The organism is Bacillus sp. 22-7 (assembly GCF_010628845.1).
GTDB classification, from domain to species: Bacteria; Bacillota; Bacilli; order Bacillales; family Cytobacillaceae; genus Cytobacillus; species Cytobacillus firmus_B.
Window position 1 is genome coordinate 1 of the sequence record NZ_NJQY01000048.1, and the last position, 22,247, is coordinate 22,247.

Sequence of the window (22,247 nt, forward strand, 5' to 3'; positions counted from 1 at the left end):
ATTAAGCTCGTTTGTCTTTTCAAAAAAGACTAATGATTTAAACGTTGACGTATTGTTCGTTCAGTTTTCAAAGATCAATCCGTCGCTCAAGGGCGACTTTATTATCTTATCAGATTCAACTATCTGAGTCAATAACTTTTTTTAAAATCTTTTTTTGTAAGTCGCTGTCTTGCAGCAACGAATATAAATATATCACCTCACAGGACAACATGCAATATGTTTTTATCTTTTTTATACGTAAAAAAGAAAGAAAAAATATTCCCATTATTCTGCCCCGGAAATCGCATTTTTTATATTCCTTCTATAAAAGAAAAAAGACAGAGCACGCATTGTACTCTGCCTTGTTTTATAAAATTTTAACGGTGACGCATTAACGGGAATAACAGTACATCTCTAATAGAAGGTGAATTTGTCAGCAGCATGACAACCCGATCGATTCCGATGCCCAGTCCGCCTGTTGGCGGCATGCCGTATTCAAGAGCTTCAATAAAATCATCATCCATCATATGAGCTTCATCATTGCCCTCTTCACGTTCTTTCAGCTGTGCTTCAAAGCGTTCGCGCTGATCAATTGGATCATTCAGCTCAGTGAAGGCATTTGCATGTTCACGGGCTACAATAAATAATTCAAAACGATCAGTAAAGCGCGGGTCATCGTCATTTTTCTTCGCAAGCGGCGAGATTTCAACAGGATGACCATAGATGAATGTCGGCTGAATTAATTTCTCTTCAACCTTCTGCTCGAAGAATTCATTAACAATATGACCATATTCCATATTGTCTTTGATTTCAACACCATGCTCCTTCGCAAGCTGCTGGGCTTCTTCCTTACTTGTTTCTTTCCAGAAGTCTACCCCAGTGTATTCCTTAATGGCATCTACCATATGAAGCCTTTTCCATTCAGGCTTTAAATCCACTTCGTACTCGCCGTATTGCACAGTAGTTGTTCCAAGCACCTCTTGAGCGATATGGGCAATAAGGTTTTCAGTCAGGCTCATGATATCTCTATAGTCAGCATATGCTTCGTATAATTCAATCATAGTGAATTCAGGATTGTGCCGTGTAGAAACACCTTCATTACGGAATACCCGGCCAATTTCATATACCTTTTCAAGGCCGCCCACAATCAGACGCTTCAGATGAAGCTCGATCGCGATACGCATATAGAGTTCCATATCCAGCGCATTATGATGAGTGATAAATGGACGTGCAGATGCTCCCCCTGCAATGGAATGCATCATAGGTGTTTCAACTTCAAGGTAGCCATGGCTGTCAAGGTAGCGGCGCATGGATTGGATAATGCGGCTTCTCGTGACGAAAGTCTTTCTGCTTTCCTCACTCATAATGAGATCCAGGTAACGCTGACGGTAGCGCTGCTCAACGTCCTTCAGCCCGTGGAACTTATCCGGCAGCGGACGCAGGGATTTAGTCAGAAGGACAAATTCCTCCGCTTTAACAGACAGTTCGCCTACTTTTGTTTTAAAGAGCTTGCCGCTGATCCCGACAATATCTCCCAGGTCAGCAGTTTCGAAGATGGAGTAGCTTTCTTCTCCAACAGCATCTTTGCGGACATAGATTTGAATTTGCCCTGATAGATCCTGTACATGGGCGAATCCGGCTTTCCCTTTTCCGCGCTTTGTCATAATGCGGCCTGCCAGTGTAACAGAAATATCCTTTTCCTCAATTTCTTCCTTCTCAAGCTCACCGTAATGCTCAATTAATTCATTGCTTTGGTGTGAACGGTCGAAACGTTTCCCGAAAGGATCCATTCCCTGTTCGCGCAAGCTGCTCATTTTCTCGCGTCTTACTTTCAACTGGTCATTTAATTCTTCATGACTCTGGCTCACTGAAATCATCTCCATTTTGTAAATCTTTTTATGTACGCACCATTCTGCGGTCCTTCAAAAATGTATATCTCTATTATTTTACACAATGCTGGCAAATCAGACATCCTAAATAGTTAAATAGAATAAAAACTGCCAGTTCATGCACTGGCAGTTTCCATTTATCAAAAGTATTATAGGCAAAGAATGTCAGCCTGTCAAACTTTACGCAGGTTATACAGCCTGTATCTGGCTTCTTTCTTTTTCTTCTGCATCAATGACAAGAGCGTTAAGAACGCCCACCAATTCTTCTCTTGTATTGGATTCATTGATTCCATTGCGGACCTTCGCATTGCCGCGGATTCCTTTCAGGTACCATGCAGCATGCTTTCGCATTTCGAGTACAGCGATATGTTCACCCTTTAATGAAATCAGGCGGTCCAAATGGAGGATGCACACATCCATCTTCTCTCGTACAGAAGGCTCGCCCATTAATTCACCCGTCTCAAGGTATTTGACTGTACGGTAAATCATCCATGGGTTCCCCAGTGCAGCCCGTCCGATCATGACACCGTCACAGCCTGTTTCATCCAGCATGCGCTTGGCATCCTGAGGTGTTTCCACATCACCATTTCCGATTAGCGGAATGTTAATGTTCTGCTTTACTTCGCGGATAATATCCCAGTTCGCTTGACCTTCATACATCTGGACGCGCGTCCGGCCGTGAAGGGCTACAGCTTTGCCCCCAGCGCGCTCAACCGCCTGAGCGTTTTTAACAGCGTAGATGTGATCTTCATCCCAGCCCATCCGCATTTTGACGGTAACCGGCTTTTCAACAGCGGCTGTTACAGCAGAAACCATTTCATAAATTTTATCCGGGTCAAGCAGCCACTTGGCACCCGCATCACATTTGGTGATTTTAGGGACAGGGCAGCCCATGTTAATGTCGATGATATCCGCATTCGTATTTTGGTCTACAAATTTCGCCGCTTCTACAAGCGTCTCTTTTTTGCCTCCGAAAATCTGCAGGCTTAGCGGCTTTTCTCTTTCATCAATATAAAGCATGTTCATCGTCTTTTCGTTCTGGAGGACAATGCCTTTGTCGCTGACCATCTCAGCACATACAAGACCGGCACCGAATTCTTTCACAGTCAGACGGAAAGCGGAATTGCATACTCCGGCCATTGGAGCCAGTACCACACGGTTTTTCAGCTCGATATCACCTATTTTGAACATAATTGCACCTCCCTCTGTAATTATTCAAACTTATATATTAATCCTGCTCCTGTCTGGGAGCCAATTCTTCCTGTGTCACTTTAAGCGCCTGAGCGATCTGCTCGATTAAAGCCGGTGCAGGCATGCGGTTTCCTCTTTCAATTTCACCTAAAATTGAAACCGATACACCGAGCTCTCTTGCAAATCCTTCTTGTGTAAATCCTTTTAGCTTTCGAAAAGCGCGAATACGTCTTCCCCATTTTTCTGCTTCCATATCCGTACTCCCTCTCTGTCAGGTATATCTTCCAGTATTGAAATTAAAGGCCGCTCCATCTTCGGAAGCCTGATGCTGGAATCAACCTCTAAAAGAGGAACAAGGACAAACGCTCTTTCATGCATCCGAGGATGAGGAACTATTAGCTTCTCTGTTTCAATATTTTCGTGACTATACAGCAAAATGTCAAGGTCTATTGTCCGCGGGCCCCAATGGATTTCCCTTTTTCTCCCAAGTTTTAATTCGATATCAAGGCACGCATCCAGCAATCCAAAAGGATCTAAGCCGGTAGAAATTTGGATTGCCATATTCAGAAATTGTTCTTGATCTTCATAACCGACCGGATCTGTTTCATAAACAGATGAAGTATTTACCACTTGGGTTTTCGGAAGCTGATCAATCATCTCAACTGCTTTCTTCAAGTGGTCAAACCGGCTTCCGATATTTGAGCCAAGCGCAATAAAAGCGGTGTTCCTCATGATCTGCCTCTCGTAATCTCGACGGCTACTGACTGATAGTGGCCGGGAATAGGCGGATCAGGCTTGATCACTTTGACCGTCAGCTGCAAAATAAGCGGGAACCGGGAAAGAAGTTCTGCTGCCAGCTTTTCTGCTACAGCTTCAACCAGCTTATAGGGCTCCCCTTCCACAACCTCTTTGCACACTGCATACAGCTCGCCATAGTTGATGGAGTCATCAAGATTATCGGTTTCCCCCGCCTTTTTCAGGTCTGCTTCGACAGTAAGGTCTACAGCAAAGCGCTGGCCAAGGCGTGTTTCTTCCGGAAAAACACCATGGTAGCCATAAAACTCCATTCGGTTCACATAAATTTTATCCATTGTATTCACCTTTTCCCATTAAAGCGTCCATCATTTTAGCCATTCGGCTCATTTCCTTTACATCATGAATGCGGATCATCTGGCAGCCCTTTTGGATGCCGTAGCAAACCGTCGCTCCCGTTCCTTCTGTCCGCTCCTCAACCGGAAGGTCCAGAATGGTTCCGATCATCCGCTTCTTCGATGTGCCAAGCAGCACAGGATACCCGATGGCCACAAGCTTGTCCAAATCCCTCATCATTTCGAGATTATAGTTCAAGTCCTTAGCAAAGCCGATGCCCGGGTCAAGGATAATATTCTCGTCTTTAACACCTGCAGACTTTACAAGCGTAATGCTTTCGTACAGGTCATTCATAACATCGCGGAAAAAGGATGTGTATTCCATATCCTTGCGGTTATGCATTAAGATGATCGGCGCTCCCGTTTCCGCTGCGGTGGATGCCATTTCAGGATCCGCTTTGGCTCCCCATACATCATTGATGATATGGGCACCGGCTTCAATGGCCTGCCTGGCGACTTCAGCTTTATAGGTATCAATGGATATCGGAACATCCACTTCTTTTGAAATTGCCTCGATAACAGGAAGAACACGTCTCAGCTCTTCGTCTGCAGGTACCGGATCGAATCCCGGACGGGTTGACTCTCCGCCGACATCGATGATATCTGCTCCGTTTTCAACCATCTCCAAAGCATGCTTGACGGCCAGATCCTGATGACTGTATTTGCCGCCATCCGAAAAGGAGTCAGGCGTTGCATTTAAAATTCCCATTACAATGGTTTTCTTCCCGTAATCTAGCGTATATGGCCCACACTGAATTGTTGTTTTAGACATTCTGAATCCTCCTACAGTTCATTCCTGCTCCATAAGTGTTCACAGTTGTTTTCATAGTGCATCTGGAGTTCCGATGTTTTCTTCCCGGATAACCCTGGCATTGTATGGCCGTCAAACGAGGAAATTGGCACAATTTCCTGGATGGAGTTCGTGACAAAAACTTCATCCGCATCTCTTACAGCTTCTGGTCTGTACAGGCCTTCCTCCACATTCATCCCCAGCTTTCCGGCAAGCCTGATTACAAATTCCCGGGTAATGCCGTTTAGTATGCCGGTATGAAGAGACGGGGTAAATAAATGGCGATCACGAATCCAGAATAAGTTCGACGTGATCCCTTCTGCCAGATAGCCTTCCCTGGTCAAAAAGATCCCCTCTATGCCAGGATCGTCCCCCGCTTCCTTTTTGGCCAGAATGTTATTTAAATAATGATGGGACTTCAGGCGTTCTGCCCCTTCAGGTGTATTGCGGGGAATCTCAAGCATCACTGCCTGCTTTCCTGCGCTTGCACTTCTTGGCGGAAGCGGTTTGCAGAAAATAATCGTATTCGGATTAAGGTACGGTGCTGTCTGCAGGCCAATTTCCCCGTTTCCCGCTGACACATTCATCCGGATATAGGCATTATGGTATCCGTTTTTCCCGAGCAGCTTCTCCAGAGCAGCGAGCACCTGTTCCCTGGTATAAAATGCTTCGATATTTATCGCTTTAAGGCTTCGGTTCAGCCTCTCCAGATGATCGTCCAATAAAAAGGGATGCCCATTATAGACACGGAACGTCTCAAACAGCCCCATTCCATATAAAAAGCCATGATCAAAAGGAGAGATCCTGGCCTCCTCTTTCCTGACAATTTCCCCATTCATATAAATATACAAGGTTTACAGCCCCTCTGCCTGCAGTGAAGCTTTGTAATGCTGAATAAAATTCTGAAGGAGTTCCTTTCCGGCCGTGGTCATAATTGACTCAGGGTGGAATTGGACACCTTCTACAGGCAATTCCTTATGGCGAATGGCCATAATCTCTCCCTCAGCTGTCCATGCTGAAACCTCAAGACATTCAGGAAGTGTTTCCTTTTTGACAATCAGCGAATGGTAGCGGGTAGCAGGAAAAGGGTTGGGCAGGTCTTTAAATATAGACTTTCCATCATGAAAAATGTCAGAGGTTTTTCCATGCATCAGACGCTCTGCCTGCACCACATCGCCTCCGAATACTTGAGCAATTGACTGATGTCCAAGACAAACGCCAAAGACCGGGATTTTGCCTGCAAAAGCTTCAATGGCTTTCAGGCTGATGCCTGCTTCATTCGGGCTGCACGGACCCGGAGAGATCATCAGGAACTTCGGCTGCATACTGCCTATTTCAGAAATCGATGTTTCATCGTTTCTTTTGACAACCAGCTCTTCGCCTAATTCACCGAGATACTGTACGAGATTATACGTAAAAGAATCATAATTATCGATCATATAAATCATAGCTGATCCCCTTTTGCCTGTTCTGCGAGTTCTTTTGCTTTCCAAAGAGCAATTGCCTTTTTCAGTGACTCTTTGTATTCATTTTTCGGATTGGAGTCAATGACAATGCCTGCACCTGCCTGCACATGGGCCTGTCCATCTTTAACGAGCATAGTGCGGATGATGATATTCAGCTCAAGATCACCGCTGAAATTGATCCAGCCAAGAGAGCCGGTGTATGGTCCCCTTGTGACGGGTTCAAGCTCTTCAATGATTTCCATGGTGCGCACCTTAGGGGCACCCGTAATCGTTCCCCCGGGAAATACAGCGTCAATGATATCAACTGCATTTTTTCCTTCTGCCAGCTCGCCTTTTACATTGGAAACGATATGCATCACATGTGAGTATTTTTCAATAACCATGAACTCATCCACTTCAACTGTCCCATATTCGCAGACTCTTCCCAGGTCATTTCTCTCCAGGTCAACCAGCATTACGTGCTCTGCACGCTCTTTCTCATTTTCAATCAGTTCACTGGCGAGCTTGAGGTCCTCCTCATGATCCTTCCCCCGGGATCTTGTCCCGGCAATCGGCCGCGTGCTGACGGTGTTTCCTTTTTTCTTAATCAGCAGCTCCGGTGATGCGCTCACAAGCTGGTATGCAGGTGTGTGGAAATACCCCATGTATGGAGACGGATTTAACACCCTCAGCTGCTCGTATACATCCATAGCCTGAATATGCATCGGGCGGCTTTGTCGTACCGAGAGATTCACCTGAAAGACATCTCCCTGTGAAATATATTCCTGAACACTCCGGACAGCAGACTGGAATTCTTCTTCGTTCATGGATACACCGGGTATTTGTTCTGCCGGACTGCATCCCGCTTTCTTAGAAGGCTCTCCACTCTCATTCTTCCATCTCTGCTCCCAATTATCTGCCCGTTCCTCGATCGAGTGCTCTTCCCCTTTTTCATATAAGAATAGAAGCCAGAGCTGTTCCGTTTCATGATCAAAGACAAAGCAATCTTTATAAATAAAAAAGTGGATATCAGGTATTTGCAGATCATCCCGGGCTTCATCTGGAAGCTTTTCGATATATCGTGCGTAGTCATAGCTGATGAACCCGATTGCACCTCCCTGAAAGTCAGGAAGTTCTTCAAGCTTATCTGCATTATATTGATTCAGCCATTCCTGCATCAGGTGAAGGGGGTTGCCTTCGAGCACCTGCTTTTCCCCGTCTGCAGTGATTTCAAGCTGTGAATTTTTGCCTGTTAAAATGGCTTCCGGCTCAAAAGCTGCAAGACTGTACCTGCCGCCCCGTCCGCTTTCAAGTAAAACATGATGCGGCAATCCCTCAGACAGCGAGCGGTATGTGCGGAAAAACCGGTTATATGTGTATGGTATTTTTTTTGCATGGATCTGAAGATGCTTCACTAAAAGTCACCCCTATATATTTCTCTTTTTTCATCATACATGATACGGGGCATGCTTTCATAATTTTTATTACACAAAAAACAGCGGCCATCAGAGACCGCTGTCTTATCAATTATTCAGCTTCAAATTGGTATAAAGGAGTACTTAAATAACGTTCGCCGTTACTTGGGAGAATGGCCAGAACTTTTTTGCCCTTGCCAAGCTCTTTAGCGACCTTCAGTGCCGCACTGATCGCCGCACCAGAGGAAATTCCTCCAAGGATACCTTCTTCCTTGGCCGCACGGCGGGCATAATCAAATGCCTCATCGTTCGCAATCTGGATTACTTCATCATAAATCTTTGTATCCAGTGTATCCGGCACAAACCCCGCTCCAATGCCCTGGATTTTATGCGGGCCCGGCTTTCCGCCTGATAGGACAGGTGAATCAGTTGGCTCCACTGCGTAAATTTTGATGTTTTTATATTTTTCTTTAAGCACCTGGCCGGCCCCTGTAATGGTTCCGCCTGTTCCGATTCCGGAAATGAAGGCATCCAGCTGGTCGCCCATTTGCTCTGTAATTTCAGGTCCAGTTGTTAAACGGTGAACTTCAGGGTTCGCAGGGTTTTCAAACTGCTGAGGAACGAAATAGCCATGTTCCTTTGCCAGCTCCTGCGCCTTGCGGATCGCACCGCCCATTCCTTCCGGTCCAGGTGTGAGGACAAGGTCAGCCCCGTAAGCACGCAGCAGATTGCGGCGCTCCATACTCATTGTCTCCGGCATCACAAGAACGGCTTTATAGCCTTTGGCTGCGGCAATCATCGCTAATCCAATTCCTGTATTTCCGCTTGTCGGTTCAATGATGGTATCACCTGGTTTAAGACTTCCATCTTTCTCTGCAGCCGTAATCATTGCCAGGGCAATACGGTCTTTTACGCTGCTCCCCGGATTCATGTACTCCAATTTTAGATAAACATCTGCGCTATTATCATCAACTAGACGGTTTAGTTTCACAATTGGCGTATGGCCAACAAGATCTGAAATTGAATTTGCTACACGTACCATTTTCCCCACTCCTTATTTCCGACTATTTTTATTGGTTTAATCTAAATTTACCAATTTCCAATGGGAATGTCAATGAATTTGACTGCCATTTAAAAGAAAATTCATACTTTTGTCATTATAGATAAGTACCCATCTCTATTCATGATACTCAATTTATGCAGAAAAAAACACGGAATTCGCTCCGTGTTTTTATATTTACTGCTCACCGTAAAACCATTCCACATCCGTCTCTTTCCAAAATGGCTTGGCAGAGACAGGAACATCCATCTGCTCAAGAGCTATCTGGCGGCGAATCATGTTCTTTACCTCTTTAAAGGAATACTTTTCTCCCTTTAAATGCTCATGAAGCATGACAACAGCATAGCCATCTTCTGTTTTAACCGGTTTAGTCCATTTGCCGGGCTTCAGGTCTTTGACCTGTCCCAGTACTTCTGCCGGTATGTGCTCATCATCTTCACTGACATACCCTGCATTTCCCCCAAGGTTGGCAGTGAATTCATCAATGGATCGCTCCATCGCCAGCACAGAGAAGCTGGATCCTTCTTTCAGCTCCTTCACTGTCTGTTCTGCTTCTTCTTTTGTTTTTACAATGATTTGAGAGATGTGATAGGTGTCAGGAATATGAAATTGGCTGCTGTTCTCTTCATAATAGCTCTTCATTTCCTCTTCTGAGACAGAGACATCAGACGTAAGCAGCTCTTCAAGAATAAGATTGTTCTTGATTTGCCTGCGCCATTTGTCTTCACTCATCTCATCAGTGAAATTGCCGCCATACATCGTCTTGACCATTTTCAGCTCAAGGTCTACTGCCTTATCAGAGATTTTCACCCCGTATTTTTCCCCGGCTTCTTCAATGACCTTCTGATCAATTAATTCGCTTAAGGTGCTTTTTCCGTACTTCGTTTCCATCTCACTCATCCAATCCTGGCGAGTGATTTTTTCTCCGCCGATTTTGGCTACTGCTTCCCCGCTGCCATCGCCTTTAAAAAGCAAAAAGGCTAATGTGATAAGATTCAGTAACACTAAACCGGCAATGATCATTAAAAGCTGTCTCTTTTCCAAGTGCTCCTCCCCCTAAGAAAAGCGCAAGCACCATCCCCTCCTCGACACTCGAGGAGGCAGGCACTGAAGCTGGACATTTCTCTAAGTTCAAAAAACAAAAGCGTTTGGCCCCGGCCTAAAGGGCAGACCTTTAGGAGACCGGCAAACGCTTATTTTATCACTTTACTTCGTTTTTTAATTCTTCCAGTTCTTCTTTTGTATAATGATATTTCTCGTTGCAGAAGTGGCAGGAAGCTTCAGCCTGGCCGTCTTCATCGATCATCTGCTGGATTTCGTCTTCACCGAGGCTGATAATCGCATTGGCAAAACGCTCTTTTGAACATGTGCAAGTGAAGGATACTGGAAGCTTCTCGAGGAACTTCACATTATCTTTGCCAAGAATCGTTTCCAATAGCTCTTCAGGCGTTAAGCCCTGCTGAATCAATTTGGATACAGGCGGGATTTCTTTCAGTCTGTTCTCAATTAAAGTAATCGTCTCTTCATCTGTTCCCGGCATAAGCTGAAGAATGAATCCTCCAGCAGCAAGAATAGAGTTATCAGGATTAACGAGAACCCCCACTCCAACGGATGAAGGAACCTGTTCAGAAGTAACGAAGTAATAAGTGAAATCTTCCCCAAGTTCTCCCGAAACCAGCGGAACCTGTCCTGTGAAGTGTTCTCTCATTCCAATGTCCTTCACGACCGTCAGGGTCCCTTCAGTGCCGACCGCACGGCGCACGTCAAGCTTGCCCTGCTCATTAAGGTCGAAGTGCGTCTGCGGGTTTGTTACATATCCGCGAACCTCTCCATTTGCATTGCTGTCTACCAGAATGGCCCCAATTGGGCCGCCGCCTTCGATTTTGATCGTCAGTTTGTTATCGCCCTTCAGCATGGCACCCATCATCACGCCTGCCGTCATGGCTCTTCCTAAAGCAGCTGACGCGGTTGGCCATGTATAATGTCTGCGCTGGCCCTCTCCAACTGTTTCGGTAGTGCGGGATGCATAGGCACGGACTTGTCCATCATATGCAAGTGCTTTTACTAGATAATCGCTCATTTTTTGCTCCTTTCCACGAAAAGCGCAAGCGCCTTGCCCACCCCCAATACCCTCAGGGGGGCAGGCTGCTTGCGCTAGACAATTTTCGAAGTTCAAAGTTTAAATCCTTGTTATCTTTCAGAGAAACTGCTTTATTGGCAGCAGCTTTTTAAGCTTACTATTTTTTTATGTTCTCCATATTTCGTTTATAAATAATCTGCAGGCCCTTTAAAGTTAAAAATGGATCCACAACATCGATGATATCCGACTCTTGAGCGATGAGCCCCGCAAGGCCTCCCGTGGCAATGACAGTCGGCTTTTCATCTGCCTGATCTTTCATTCTTTTTACTATACCTTCCACCTGGCCGACGTAACCATAAAGAATTCCCGCCTGCATGGCAGATACTGTATTTTTGCCGACAATATGATCAGGACGGGCAATTTCTATTCGTGGAAGCTTCGCTGCACGGGAATAAAGAGCCTCTGTTGAAATCCCGATTCCCGGGGCAATGGCGCCTCCCATATATTGTTTATTTTCATTGATATAGCAATAGGTAGTGGCTGTCCCAAAATCGACAATAACTAACGGGCTTCCATATTCATGAATGGCCGCTATAGCATTGACGATGCGGTCTGCCCCCACTTCTCTCGGGTTATCATACTTGATGTTTAAGCCTGTCTTGATGCCAGGACCTACAACAAGAGGCTTCACATGGAAATATTTCTGGCACATTCTTTCAAGCGAAAACATGATTGGCGGCACCACTGAGGAAATGATAATGCCATCTATATCTGAAAAGGAAAGATTCTCATGCTCAAACAGAGACTTCACAATCATTCCATATTCATCTTCTGTTTTATTCCGGTTGGTTTCAATTCGCCAATGATGCTTTAATTCATCTTGGTCATAGACACCCAGAACGATATTCGTATTCCCTACGTCGAAAACAAAGATCAACATTCTCACCACTTTATGATTATTTAAATGAAGTTTTATTTTTGGCTCTTTTTCAAAGATTATTGTTTTTTTGCCTATGAACTCAGCCCGTTGATCTCCGCTCCAGGCACTTGCTTTCCGCGGGGAGGAATGCGAGGCCTGCGGGGTCTCACACTTCCCTCTCCTCCCGCAGGACATTGAATAGGCTTCCTCGATTGAACACCGCACGAAGGAAATGCGTCAGCATTTTCGAGGATCAAGTGCCTTCCGCTCCAATCAACTCAGAGGTCTAATTAAGTTACATGCCCAAATAACAACAAACCTTACGAATACAGCCTTATTTTTTCACTGAAAACATCATATCACAACTGCTGTTGTTTCGTGTAATCGAAAATTCCGGGCGGTCTTGGAATTGATGTTTTCCGGCAAAAAAAAAAGCGCCCCTGGAGGCGCTTTTCGATTATTATTTGTCTTTGCGTTCTTCGTCGATGGCAGGTGGCACATCCGCTTCTGCGGGGCTTGAGCCTTCCCTTGTTTCAGGGATTTCGCCTGTTTCAGCAGGATCCTCTTTCTTGATGCTGATGTTTACTTTCACATCTTCATCCGTTGAAATGGAAGTTGCTGAACGGTCAGGCAGTCTGCCGTGGTCTGATAAGTGCTTGATTTGTTCCGCATCAAGCGTTTCAACTTCAAGCAATGTATTTGCGATCAGATTCAGCTTATCACGGTTTTCTGTTAAGAGCTTTCTTGCTCTTTCATATGATTCCTTGATAATGCGCTGGATTTCAAGATCGATTTCATATGCGATTGCATCTGAATAGTTCTGTTCATTATGGAAGTCACGTCCAAGGAATACCTGGCCGCCCTGAGACTGTCCGAACTGCAATGGTCCAAGCTTGTCGCTCATTCCGAATTCGGTTACCATGCGGCGGGCAATGCCTGTCGCACGCTGGAAGTCATTATGGGCACCTGTGCTTACTTCACCGAAGACGATTTCTTCAGCCACACGTCCGCCAAGCAATCCGACAATTTTGTCGAGAAGCTCAGGCTTCGTCTGGAAGTAGCGGTCTTCTTTCGGAAGCATTACTGCATATCCGCCGGCCTGGCCGCGCGGCACGATTGTAACCTTATGAACCATTTCTGCTTCATCAAGCACTAAACCGATGACTGTATGACCTGCTTCATGGAAAGCAACGATGTTTCTTTCCTTCTTAGAAATAACACGGCTTTTCTTAGCGGGACCAGCAATTACACGGTCTGATGCTTCATCTAAATCTGTCATGTCTATCTTTTTCTTATTTCGACGGGCTGCGACAAGGGCCGCCTCATTCAATAAGTTTTCTAAGTCTGCTCCTGAGAAACCAGGTGTACGCTGTGCAATAGCCTTTAGGTTGACACTCTCATCAAGAGGTTTATTGCGTGCGTGTACTTTAAGTACAGCTTCACGACCTGTTACATCCGGGCGGTCAACTGTAATCTGTCTGTCAAAACGTCCCGGACGCAATAATGCCGGGTCAAGAATATCCGGACGGTTAGTGGCAGCAACGATGATAATTCCTTCGTTTGCTCCAAATCCATCCATTTCAACGAGAAGCTGGTTAAGGGTCTGCTCGCGTTCATCATGTCCGCCGCCTAGGCCGGCACCACGCTGGCGCCCTACAGCATCAATTTCATCGATAAAAATAATACAAGGCGCGTTCTTTTTCGCATTTTCGAATAAGTCGCGGACACGGGAAGCACCCACACCGACGAACATTTCAACGAAATCAGAACCGCTTATAGAGAAGAACGGAACGCCCGCTTCACCGGCAGCTGCCCGTGCAAGCAAGGTTTTACCTGTTCCCGGAGGTCCTACAAGAAGAACCCCTTTAGGAATTCTTGCTCCCAATTCAGCAAACTTGCGCGGGTCTTTAAGGAACTCAACGACCTCAACAAGCTCCTGCTTTTCTTCATCGGCGCCTGCAACATCTTTAAAGCGCACTTTCTTTTTGCTTTCATCATACAGCTTGGCTTTGCTTTTGCCGAAGTTCATCACACGGCTGCCTCCGCCCTGCGCCTGGTTCAGCAGGAAGAAGAATAGTATGAAGATGATGATGAAAGGAATGATTGACGTAAAGAATGTAACCCAGCCGCTTGTTTCCTTAGCCGGCATAACATCGACATCCGATGTCTGGGCTAATTGATCGACACGGTCAAGGATATTATCATTGTTCATGATATAAGTCAGGAAGTATTTGCCTTCCTCATATCCCTCAAGCTGACCCCGTACTTCAAAAACACCTCTCTCAGGCTGAAGGGAAATGGACGTAATATCGCCGCTTTCCAAGTGATCAACAAATTTATTATAAGAGATGTGCTCCGTTGGTTCATTGTTGCCGTTAAAGAAGCTGACAACTCCAATAATGACTAAAAATATTAATAAATAAAAGATGGTATTCCGGAAGATCCGATTCATCCCTTACCTCCTCCCACGGTAAACAAACTATAGTGTATAGTATCATAGAAAATCGTGCCAATACAAGGAATTAGACTTCTTAAAACCGGGTGATTCTTGTTTCAGTAAAGGGCTTTAATCCAAGATCATACTTAGGATTTCCTTAATCGTTATTGCTGTATACTTCCGGCTTAAGCACTCCAATATATGGAAGGTTGCGGTACTTTTCCGCATAATCAAGGCCATAGCCGACTACGAACTCATCAGGAACAATAAATCCTACATAATCCGCTTTGATATCAGCCTTTCTTCCAGTTGGCTTGTCAAGCAGTGTTACAATCTTAATGCTTTTCGCTTTTCTGTAGCGGAACAGCTCAACCAGATAGCTGAGCGTCAAGCCGCTGTCGATGATATCTTCAATGATCAGAATATCTCTGCCTTCAACAGAAGTATCAAGGTCTTTCAGGATTTTCACTTCTCCTGAAGAAACCATTGAATTCCCATAGCTGGATACATCCATGAAGTCCATCTCAAGATATGTATCCACACGCTTTAAAAGGTCGCTCATGAATGGCATTGCCCCTTTTAAAACCCCAATGGCAAGCGGGAATCGGTCCTGGTATTCTTCAGTAAGTTCAGCAGCAAGGGATTTAATCTTATCCTGCAGCTCCTCTTCCGAAATCAGTACTTTTTCAATATCATTTTTCATCATTTATTGTGCCCCCTAGAAGATCATTGCTTTATGTATTTTAAAATAATATAACTGGTGCAGAATTGCTGCTGCCTATCATCATGCGATTTCTTCAAACCAGGCACCCATAGGATCCTGCCTTTTGCATCTGTCACGATTGGCCAGGTTTTCCGATCATGCAGCGGTATTTTATGATCGATGAAAATATCCTTAATCTTTCGGGAACCCTGCATTCCTTTAAGCGTCATGCGGTCTCCCTTTTCTCTAGTCCTGATGATGATTGGAAAATATTCACCTTCCCTGTCCAGTACCAGGGTTTCATTGTTTAGATTTCCTTCAGGACAGTCAGCATATTCAAGAATAATCGATCCGCCGTTTGGGAGTTTAATGCTTGCAGGTTTGAAGATTTCATATCGATAGGATTGTACAGGTTCCTTCGGGAATAAAAAGTGGCATTGCCGGTAGGAGCGTACAATATGTAAACCGCCTGGAAAATCTAAATTTCCCGATGGATGAGGACTTTTCATTAAGGAAAAAATACTCTCTATATGAGATGCCGATAACGATGCCGGCCTTTCCTTATAAAGATAGTTTAATATTAGTTGAATCCCTCTCCTTTGTAAAGGCATTGGCATTGCCTCAAAAGCATCGATATCCACACTAATTTCCTCATTGGCATTCTTTTTCATTACTGTATTCATTTTATGGACGGTTAATTCCTGCAGATATGCTTCATCACTTTGCAAATCTTCACTGAATTTTTGAAAATGCTCATGCACCTGGGGATTTTCTTTTCTCAGGAATGGGAGCACTTCCTGCCTGAAGCGGTTCCGGCTGTATATGCCTTTTTCATTGCTTGGATCCCGCCGGGGGTTCAGGTGTTCTTTCTGGCAGTAGCTTTCGATTTCCGCTCTATTCAAGCACAGAAACGGGCGGATGATCGTATAATCACCAAACAGACGCGTAACAGGGATACCTGCTCTTGCGCTGCCTGCGCTTCCCCTTGTGAGGCGCATTAAAATGGTTTCAACCTGATCATCACCATGATGCCCAAGCGCTATATAGTCTGCCCCATATTTCCCGGCTATTCTTTGATAGAAGCTGTAGCGGCAATCCCTGGCAGCTGTCTGTGAACTCTTCCCGGACTTCTCCATATACTCAGGCACATTCACTCTTTCCATTTCAAATGGAATAGCTTTGTCCCTGCAGTAATCCCTCACAAACATGGCGTCCTGAAGCGATTCTTCACCTCTGAACATATGATCGACATGTGCGGCAATCAGTTCTGTCTGATACTGCTGCTGTCTGCTCCAAAAATAATGGAGCAGGGCGATGGAATCCGGCCCTCCTGATACACCGATTACTATTTTCTTATTTTTTAAATCCAATCCCTTTTTCTTAAGGAAAGCACTCACTTTCTCTTCGAGCATAGGCTTCTTCCTTATCCAATTTAAATATATTTATTACTACCCCTGCAAAAGGCAGGATAATCCTTCCTACAGAAAAGCATATCATTTTTAAAGGGTAAATATCAAAAGGGATTAAGCTTATAATACGGATCACCGAAAAGAAAGTTTCATTTCTTTCAAATTCAAAGCAGCTGCCCATAAATATATAAGAAATATAGCACGGTTACAATAAGGGTGATGAGCAGAGTTTCAAAGAAGCTCCCTTTCTGTTTTTTCTGCCTGTGCATTTGCCTGCTGGCAGGCTGAGGGCTGGCGGTTTGTCCGGGATTCCTGCTTACCTTGCTCCTTTGCGCCGGGTTTGCACGTGTGAGCTGGAGCATATCGTTTCTCATTTCACCAGCCGAGCTATACTGGCCCTGCAGAGCATTCAGGATAACATCTTCGTATTTCAGCAGTTCTTTCTTTTGGCGGACCATCTGTTTGAGCTGTTTAAGGTCACCGGTTGTCTTGGCAAACCTTTTTGGATAGGCCGTATTGATTAATACCATGGCTGCAGCAAAGAGATCATAAGCGGGGTCAGCCTTTCTGGTCCCCAGTCCCCAGTAGCCGCGATCATAAAACTCGGTGAATTCCTTTATTGCCCTGCCCTGAATGGTGGTGCCGCCTACATCAATGGTGCGTATTTTCGATGGAGGGCCTGTTACGATCAGATTATCCGGCTTTAAATCACCGAATACCCAGCCCGCTTTATGCAATGCATCCAGATCGTTCAGGAGCTGTACAATTAAAACACCGGTCCAGGATGGTCCCTTTTGCTGAATGAATGTCAGCAAATCAGGACCCTGTATATATTCCATTACATAGAATGATACCTTACCGCCCCTTCTTTCCCAATCATCAACATCAAGCAAAGAAGGCCCGAGGGCAGAGCCTTGGACCTTTGCAAAGGATTTAAGGACGTTCACTTCGGACGTGATGGACATCCCGTTATCACTCATTTTCAAAGCAACCTGCTGATTTTGGTTTTTGGCGAGATACACAATCCCATTAGCACCATACCCCAATTCCTTTACAATGGTATATCGGCTGCGGTGCCACTTTCCTTCAATCACAGTACCAGGGTTTACTTTACACTGACTCTTCAAAGAATGATTCATCATCACGGGAAAGCAGACTCCTTAATGAACGTTTTTTCTTGAAATGGTTTAGTGCCTCATGAATGGCCGGGCCTGTTGGCGTAATCCCGCCCGTTGTCAATTTTGAAAATATGCTGGTCAGCGATTCAAGATTTGGTGTCCAATCCAGCAGTTTTTCGACATCTTTCTTTTTCCCGGGAAATACGAATACAGAAAAACGGTTATCACCAGAGCGTGCATTAAGGCTCAAGGATAGATCCAGCAGGGCCTCCTTAACGGTCGGCAGCTTATGTTTCATGCTTGCACTGGTATCCACGAGGACCAGCACCTCAAGCTCGACAGTCTCACCCAATTCATCCACAACCTCCATCACTTCGCCGCGCTGGTCAGGCGGGAGGTCCTCCATCGTTTTTGCACCTCCCAGGATCTGCTGGAGCTCTTTATTGACCACTCCCTGAAGTGTCTGGGTCATGGCTTTTCTCGTCACCATCTGTACCGTCTGGGAAAGCTGCTGAGAGTAGACTACCTGACTGACTCCGCCTCCCGACATGGCGATTCCTTCAATTTCGTTCATTCCCTGTTCATCAATGACATCCTGCTCCATGACTCCGATTACATTCACGGTTATTCCCTGCTCCTTGGCGAGAGCCGCCATGGCAATGGGATCTTCACCCTGATTTGAACAGCCATCCGTTATCAATAAAATCTGCTTCAGTGTTCCTGTTTTCATTTGAAACTCCCCTCCACATATGAGTTGTTAGCATTTTCGACTGAAAGGAGGGGATTTATACATATAAACATGTCTCGATGAGCAAATTAATCAGTTGGCCTTTTGGCGGATGGCATGTACAGGGATGCTTGTCCATTTCGGTGTATTATGCTTAACCTTTGAGACCACCACTGTCATATCATCCTCTATATTTCCGGACCTTGACCTGATCACCTCTTCCATAATCAGATCGGCCACTTCCTGAGGATCATCCGTCTTCAGCTCGGAAATCTTGCGCTTCATCCACAAATCAAAATTCTCCACATGCTTCGGCCCTTCAAACACGCCATCACTCATCATAATCAATAAATCGCCTGCTTTGAGCTGCTCACTGACCACATCGACATCAAATTCCTGAATGATGCCCATCGGCAGGTTGCTAGCCTGAATTTTCATGACCTTAGGACCTCGTTTTACGAAGCTTGGAGTTGATCCAATTTTCAAAAATTTTGAGTCAGCATTCTGCAGATCAATCATGGCCAGATCCAGGGTGGAAAAAATTTCGTCTGTGGTTCGTAAAGATAGAACGGAATTGACGGATTTAATAGCCACCTGCTCTTCAATGCCCGATTGTAGAATTTTCTGCAATAGCTGAAGTGTCTCCTGGCTTTCTGCATGGGCCCTTTCCCCATTGCCCATTCCATCACTGATGGCTATCGCATACTTTCCGCAGCCCAGCTCGATGGTGGAATAGCTGTCCCCGGACACTAAGCCGCCGTCCTTAGCAGCATGGGCCACGCCTGTTTCAACCACGAATGCCTTGGCTGACCGGAATGTGACATGGCAGTATCCATTCGGAAACGCGGCACATTCCTCTGAATTTACTAATATCGTTTCTCCCAAAATATCAGATAGCATCGGTGCAATGAGCTTTTCACATTCCCCATGTCCCTGGCAGTAGGGAATAGTCATATCAATGTCGACATTTCCCTGCTCCAGGCTGTAGATTTCCACCTGCTCGATATGAATGCCAAACTCCTGAAGCGCTTCAAGGATCTGTTCTTCCTGTTTATGATGATTTTCCCGCTCTCTCTGAATTTCCTTGGCAAAGTCACCCATCACCTCCGAAACACCCTTAAGCTGGTCGGCTACCAGCCTCCTGCTTTCCTGAACCTGTTTCTTCAGTCTTTGGTTCGCTTTATAATAAGTCAGCTCCTGCTGAACGGCTTCTGTCACTTTTTTCGATCTTGTGCAGTACTTTTCCCAATCCCTCGCAAGCTTTGGAGAAAGGGCACCTTCGTTGTTGTCCACATCATGCATAATATCCATCATATAGTCATAGGTTGTATTAAAGTTCTTTGACCAGCAGTGATCCTTCTTAAAGCAGGTCTGGCAGGTTTTTTCCGTTACATTGCTTAAGAAATAATCCACTTCCCTGTCATTGTCTTCTTCCCATTGGGACGGTTCATCATGGGAGGAAAAGCTTTTGGAAAGAGCCTGAAAGACGCTCGAAAACTGGGCAACGCGCTGTGCCGTCACATCACGCATTTTTCTCATATATTGCTGCTGTTCTGCGGCATATTCAGGTGTTCCCGGGATGTGCTTGGCCAATTTCAACGTTAAAGCCTGCGGGGTTAGTAAAAACAAAAGAATGGCTGCACCTGTTTCTGACAGAGTTTTCATGAGGTTTCCGCTGCCCTCTCCATACATGCCCATCAGGAGTGTCGCAACCAAAAGGCCGAATGCCACACCAAACTTCCTGCCTTCTTTTAAAAGGCCGCCTAAAAGGCCCGCAAAAGCAAGCAGACTCATATGATAAAAGCTCGATATATTCGCAAGGGAGAAGATCAGTCCGGTTACCACCCCTACCGTCGAACCGACTGTAGCTCCTGCCACAAAGGCGAAGAGCAGGACAAGGTAGCGTGACATGATATGCTCCACCGAAAGATCATATACCGTCCAGCCGATCGTTCCCGTCATGACAGAAGCCAGCATAATGATCAGGCAGACGATTTCTTCGGTTTTCAGTGATTGTCTGCGTTTATTTATGGATAGAAGCGGCAATCCCTGCAGAAAAATAAGCGTCAGGATGAAACCAAGGCTTGATTCGACACCGGCCATCATGCCATCATATAAAGCCAGCTGGCCCTTCATAATGAAGGCCTCCAGGAGCTTGCCTGTCAAGAGAGTGAAAAATACATAAAAAGGCAGTGCCCTGATTTCATTAGACAGCCATTTCTTTGAGACCCGGAATGCAAATAAAAAGATGAAGGTTATTCCAAAAGCGGATACCGCATTAGATATGGATAGTGTGGCGGCGCCAGCCATTAAGCCCACCAGTGCCAGGGGCGCCTTATCTCTTCGTATGAAATATACCGCTGCAAAAAACGGAAGGCTAAATGGGGTAAGCTTCGCCAATATCAAGGCTCTTCCAAGCAAAAAGCCAATGATCAGCAGAACATAGCCTTTTTTCAGAAAGAAATTCTCCAGCCCTGATTGGAGCTTTTTTAAGCCTTTGGCAATATCCAGTTTCGGTTTGTTGAAGGGCACTTCCCCGATCGGCTCCATTACATTCCTTTCTACCTTTTCCATTAAACTACACTCCCCATATTTTTATCGTTGCTGACAATTATAAAATCAAGCGCTCCAGAAGTTTGTCAAAATAGCGGACAAGCCCTGGCTTTTCGTTCGACGGTTTTCCACTATATATGGGGATAGATAACAAGATTTAAAATGGAGCTTCCTGAGGTTCAGCTTAGTTCTGACAAAAAAAGTAAACAAACCGTTGGAATAACAGCTTTCTGCGAAAAGCGAAGCATGGAAGAAATTGACGAAGAGGCAAGGGAGATATACGACATATTTCTTTTAATATCTTATTGACTTCCTTTTTAAAAATTTGTATTATAAATCTTGTGCTTCAGAGCACATCTAGTAATCTATTGAAATTTGGCGGTGTAGCTCAGCTGGCTAGAGCGTACGGTTCATACCCGTGAGGTCGGGGGTTCGATCCCCTCCGCCGCTATCATGAAATGCGGAAGCGCCTCGGTCACCCCCGACAAGCACAAGACGATCCGCACAGAAAGGTGTTCTTTACCTTTTTGGGAGGAGCGGCTTGTGACCTCGAGGGGGTAGGCGCTGAAGCTGGACAACAAGGGAATGCGGAAGCGCGTTGTCCAAATTTATTATTATCCTGGCCCGTTGGTCAAGCGGTTAAGACACCGCCCTTTCACGGCGGTAACACGGGTTCGAATCCCGTACGGGTCATTTCAAAAGAGCGTCAGCCTTAGGCTGGCGTTTTTTTGATGGCTGAATTTGCAATAAACAGCACAAAAAAACAAGCCCAACCGGACTTGTTTTCCATCCTGCTATATAGATCGATCAGCAGCAAGTTAGCCTCGCTTAGCTCCTCTTCCTCCGCGTTTGGATTCAGTATGGCGTTTTAGCGATGACAGACGATCCTCACTGTCCTTCAGGAAACGGGCCATTTTGGCTTCAAAGTTTTCTTTAGGGCGATGGTCATTTGATCGGTTATGGCGAGGGCGGCCAGAATTGGAATTCGGTCTGAATTCTTTTCTGTCTCCTCTTTCAGGTCTTTCAGAACGCTCAGGCCGGTCTTTTGCCTTTTTGATGGATAATCCAATCTTGCCGTCCTTTTCGACATTTATGACTTTTACTTCAACCACGTCACCCACTTTTAGGTGCTCATTAATATCTTTTACATATTTGTCAGCGACTTCACTTATGTGCACCAGACCGGTTGAGCCTTCCGGCAGCTCCACAAATGCTCCGAAATTTGTAATGCCTGTAACCTTTCCTGTTAACTTGCTGCCTGCTTCGATTGACATTAAAAAAACTGCCTCCTTGAAAGATATAAAGTGAAACTTCAATCAGTGGGGGTTTTCCTTATCCCCCACTGATTGTTAGTCGCGTTCTAGTGTCGCTAAGATCTCCGCTA

General features: G+C 45.3%; 20 protein-coding genes and 2 tRNA genes. 2 read left to right on the forward strand and 20 right to left on the reverse strand.

Annotated elements, in window-relative coordinates; genetic code table 11:
- Positions 1 to 356 precede the first annotated feature (356 nt).
- The 19 genes from lysS to spoIIE all read right to left on the reverse strand — a co-directional run bounded on the left by lysS (position 357) and on the right by spoIIE (position 20,884).
- The gene (gene lysS / locus CE058_RS23930) at positions 357 to 1,847 is read right to left on the reverse strand and encodes a lysine--tRNA ligase (protein WP_286168166.1); all 1,491 of its coding nucleotides are present in this window, start codon (positions 1,845 to 1,847) and stop codon (positions 357 to 359) included.
- A gap of 210 nt (positions 1,848 to 2,057) precedes the next feature.
- Complete coding sequence (gene dusB / locus CE058_RS23935; RefSeq protein WP_163145266.1) at positions 2,058 to 3,059, reverse strand: tRNA dihydrouridine synthase DusB; 1,002 nt, start codon at positions 3,057 to 3,059, stop codon at positions 2,058 to 2,060.
- 37 nt (positions 3,060 to 3,096) lie between these two features.
- Complete coding sequence (locus CE058_RS23940) at positions 3,097 to 3,312, reverse strand: helix-turn-helix domain-containing protein (RefSeq protein WP_048008796.1); 216 nt, start codon at positions 3,310 to 3,312, stop codon at positions 3,097 to 3,099.
- Positions 3,264 to 3,791 (reverse strand): 2-amino-4-hydroxy-6-hydroxymethyldihydropteridine diphosphokinase, encoded by a 528-nt coding sequence (gene folK / locus CE058_RS23945; protein ID WP_163145267.1) that lies wholly within the window; start codon positions 3,789 to 3,791, stop codon positions 3,264 to 3,266. The genes CE058_RS23940 and folK overlap by 49 nt, the downstream gene beginning before the upstream one ends.
- Positions 3,788 to 4,150: a dihydroneopterin aldolase gene (folB, locus tag CE058_RS23950; protein ID WP_048008794.1), complete on the reverse strand. Its 363-nt coding sequence runs from the start codon at positions 4,148 to 4,150 to the stop codon at positions 3,788 to 3,790. The genes folK and folB overlap by 4 nt, the downstream gene beginning before the upstream one ends.
- Positions 4,143 to 4,979, reverse strand: a complete 837-nt coding sequence (gene folP / locus CE058_RS23955; RefSeq protein WP_163145268.1) for a dihydropteroate synthase — start codon at positions 4,977 to 4,979, stop codon at positions 4,143 to 4,145. The genes folB and folP overlap by 8 nt, the downstream gene beginning before the upstream one ends.
- Positions 4,980 to 4,990: 11 nt before the next feature.
- Entirely contained in the window at positions 4,991 to 5,848 is an 858-nt protein-coding gene (gene pabC / locus CE058_RS23960) for an aminodeoxychorismate lyase (protein WP_048008792.1), read from the reverse strand.
- A gap of 3 nt (positions 5,849 to 5,851) precedes the next feature.
- Positions 5,852 to 6,445: an aminodeoxychorismate/anthranilate synthase component II gene (gene pabA / locus CE058_RS23965; RefSeq protein WP_048008791.1), complete on the reverse strand. Its 594-nt coding sequence runs from the start codon at positions 6,443 to 6,445 to the stop codon at positions 5,852 to 5,854.
- On the reverse strand, positions 6,442 to 7,857 hold the full coding sequence (pabB, locus tag CE058_RS23970) for an aminodeoxychorismate synthase, component I (RefSeq protein ID WP_048008790.1): 1,416 nt from the start codon (positions 7,855 to 7,857) through the stop codon (positions 6,442 to 6,444). Before pabB ends, pabA begins: the two co-directional genes overlap by 4 nt.
- Before the next feature lie 112 nt (positions 7,858 to 7,969).
- Positions 7,970 to 8,899 carry a cysteine synthase A gene (gene cysK, locus CE058_RS23975; protein WP_048008789.1) on the reverse strand — a complete coding sequence of 310 codons (930 nt, stop codon included), beginning with the start codon at positions 8,897 to 8,899 and terminating at the stop codon, positions 7,970 to 7,972.
- Between the two features lie 195 nt (positions 8,900 to 9,094).
- Positions 9,095 to 9,961, reverse strand: coding sequence for a peptidyl-prolyl cis-trans isomerase (locus CE058_RS23980; protein ID WP_048008788.1), 867 nt, complete (start codon positions 9,959 to 9,961; stop codon positions 9,095 to 9,097).
- 157 nt (positions 9,962 to 10,118) lie between these two features.
- Positions 10,119 to 10,997: an Hsp33 family molecular chaperone HslO gene (gene hslO, locus CE058_RS23985; RefSeq protein ID WP_048008787.1), complete on the reverse strand. Its 879-nt coding sequence runs from the start codon at positions 10,995 to 10,997 to the stop codon at positions 10,119 to 10,121.
- A 157-nt stretch (positions 10,998 to 11,154) separates the two neighbouring features.
- The gene (locus CE058_RS23990) at positions 11,155 to 11,934 is read right to left on the reverse strand and encodes a type III pantothenate kinase (protein ID WP_163145274.1); all 780 of its coding nucleotides are present in this window, start codon (positions 11,932 to 11,934) and stop codon (positions 11,155 to 11,157) included.
- A 442-nt stretch (positions 11,935 to 12,376) separates the two neighbouring features.
- The gene (gene ftsH, locus CE058_RS23995; RefSeq protein WP_048008786.1) at positions 12,377 to 14,368 is read right to left on the reverse strand and encodes an ATP-dependent zinc metalloprotease FtsH; all 1,992 of its coding nucleotides are present in this window, start codon (positions 14,366 to 14,368) and stop codon (positions 12,377 to 12,379) included.
- Positions 14,369 to 14,510: 142 nt separating this feature from the next.
- On the reverse strand, positions 14,511 to 15,059 hold the full coding sequence (gene hpt, locus CE058_RS24000; protein WP_009336639.1) for a hypoxanthine phosphoribosyltransferase: 549 nt from the start codon (positions 15,057 to 15,059) through the stop codon (positions 14,511 to 14,513).
- A 20-nt stretch (positions 15,060 to 15,079) separates the two neighbouring features.
- A complete protein-coding gene (tilS, locus tag CE058_RS24005) occupies positions 15,080 to 16,468 on the reverse strand; it encodes a tRNA lysidine(34) synthetase TilS (protein WP_163145269.1) in 1,389 nt (462 codons plus the stop codon).
- A 161-nt stretch (positions 16,469 to 16,629) separates the two neighbouring features.
- Positions 16,630 to 17,607 (reverse strand): serine/threonine protein kinase, encoded by a 978-nt coding sequence (locus tag CE058_RS24010; RefSeq protein WP_163145275.1) that lies wholly within the window; start codon positions 17,605 to 17,607, stop codon positions 16,630 to 16,632.
- Positions 17,576 to 18,313, reverse strand: a complete 738-nt coding sequence (locus CE058_RS24015; RefSeq protein WP_163145270.1) for a VWA domain-containing protein — start codon at positions 18,311 to 18,313, stop codon at positions 17,576 to 17,578. The genes CE058_RS24010 and CE058_RS24015 overlap by 32 nt, the downstream gene beginning before the upstream one ends.
- A 90-nt stretch (positions 18,314 to 18,403) precedes the next feature.
- Positions 18,404 to 20,884 carry a stage II sporulation protein E gene (gene spoIIE / locus CE058_RS24020; protein ID WP_163145271.1) on the reverse strand — a complete coding sequence of 827 codons (2,481 nt, stop codon included), beginning with the start codon at positions 20,882 to 20,884 and terminating at the stop codon, positions 18,404 to 18,406.
- A gap of 356 nt (positions 20,885 to 21,240) precedes the next feature.
- Between spoIIE and CE058_RS24025 the strand changes: the two genes are divergently transcribed.
- Positions 21,241 to 21,314, forward strand: a tRNA-Met gene (locus tag CE058_RS24025).
- Between the two features lie 170 nt (positions 21,315 to 21,484).
- Positions 21,485 to 21,556: transfer RNA gene (locus CE058_RS24030), tRNA-Glu, on the forward strand.
- A 125-nt stretch (positions 21,557 to 21,681) separates the two neighbouring features.
- Here CE058_RS24030 and CE058_RS24035 read toward each other — a convergent pair.
- Positions 21,682 to 22,137, reverse strand: a complete 456-nt coding sequence (locus tag CE058_RS24035) for a S1 domain-containing RNA-binding protein (protein WP_163145272.1) — start codon at positions 22,135 to 22,137, stop codon at positions 21,682 to 21,684.
- Positions 22,138 to 22,247 lie beyond the last annotated feature (110 nt).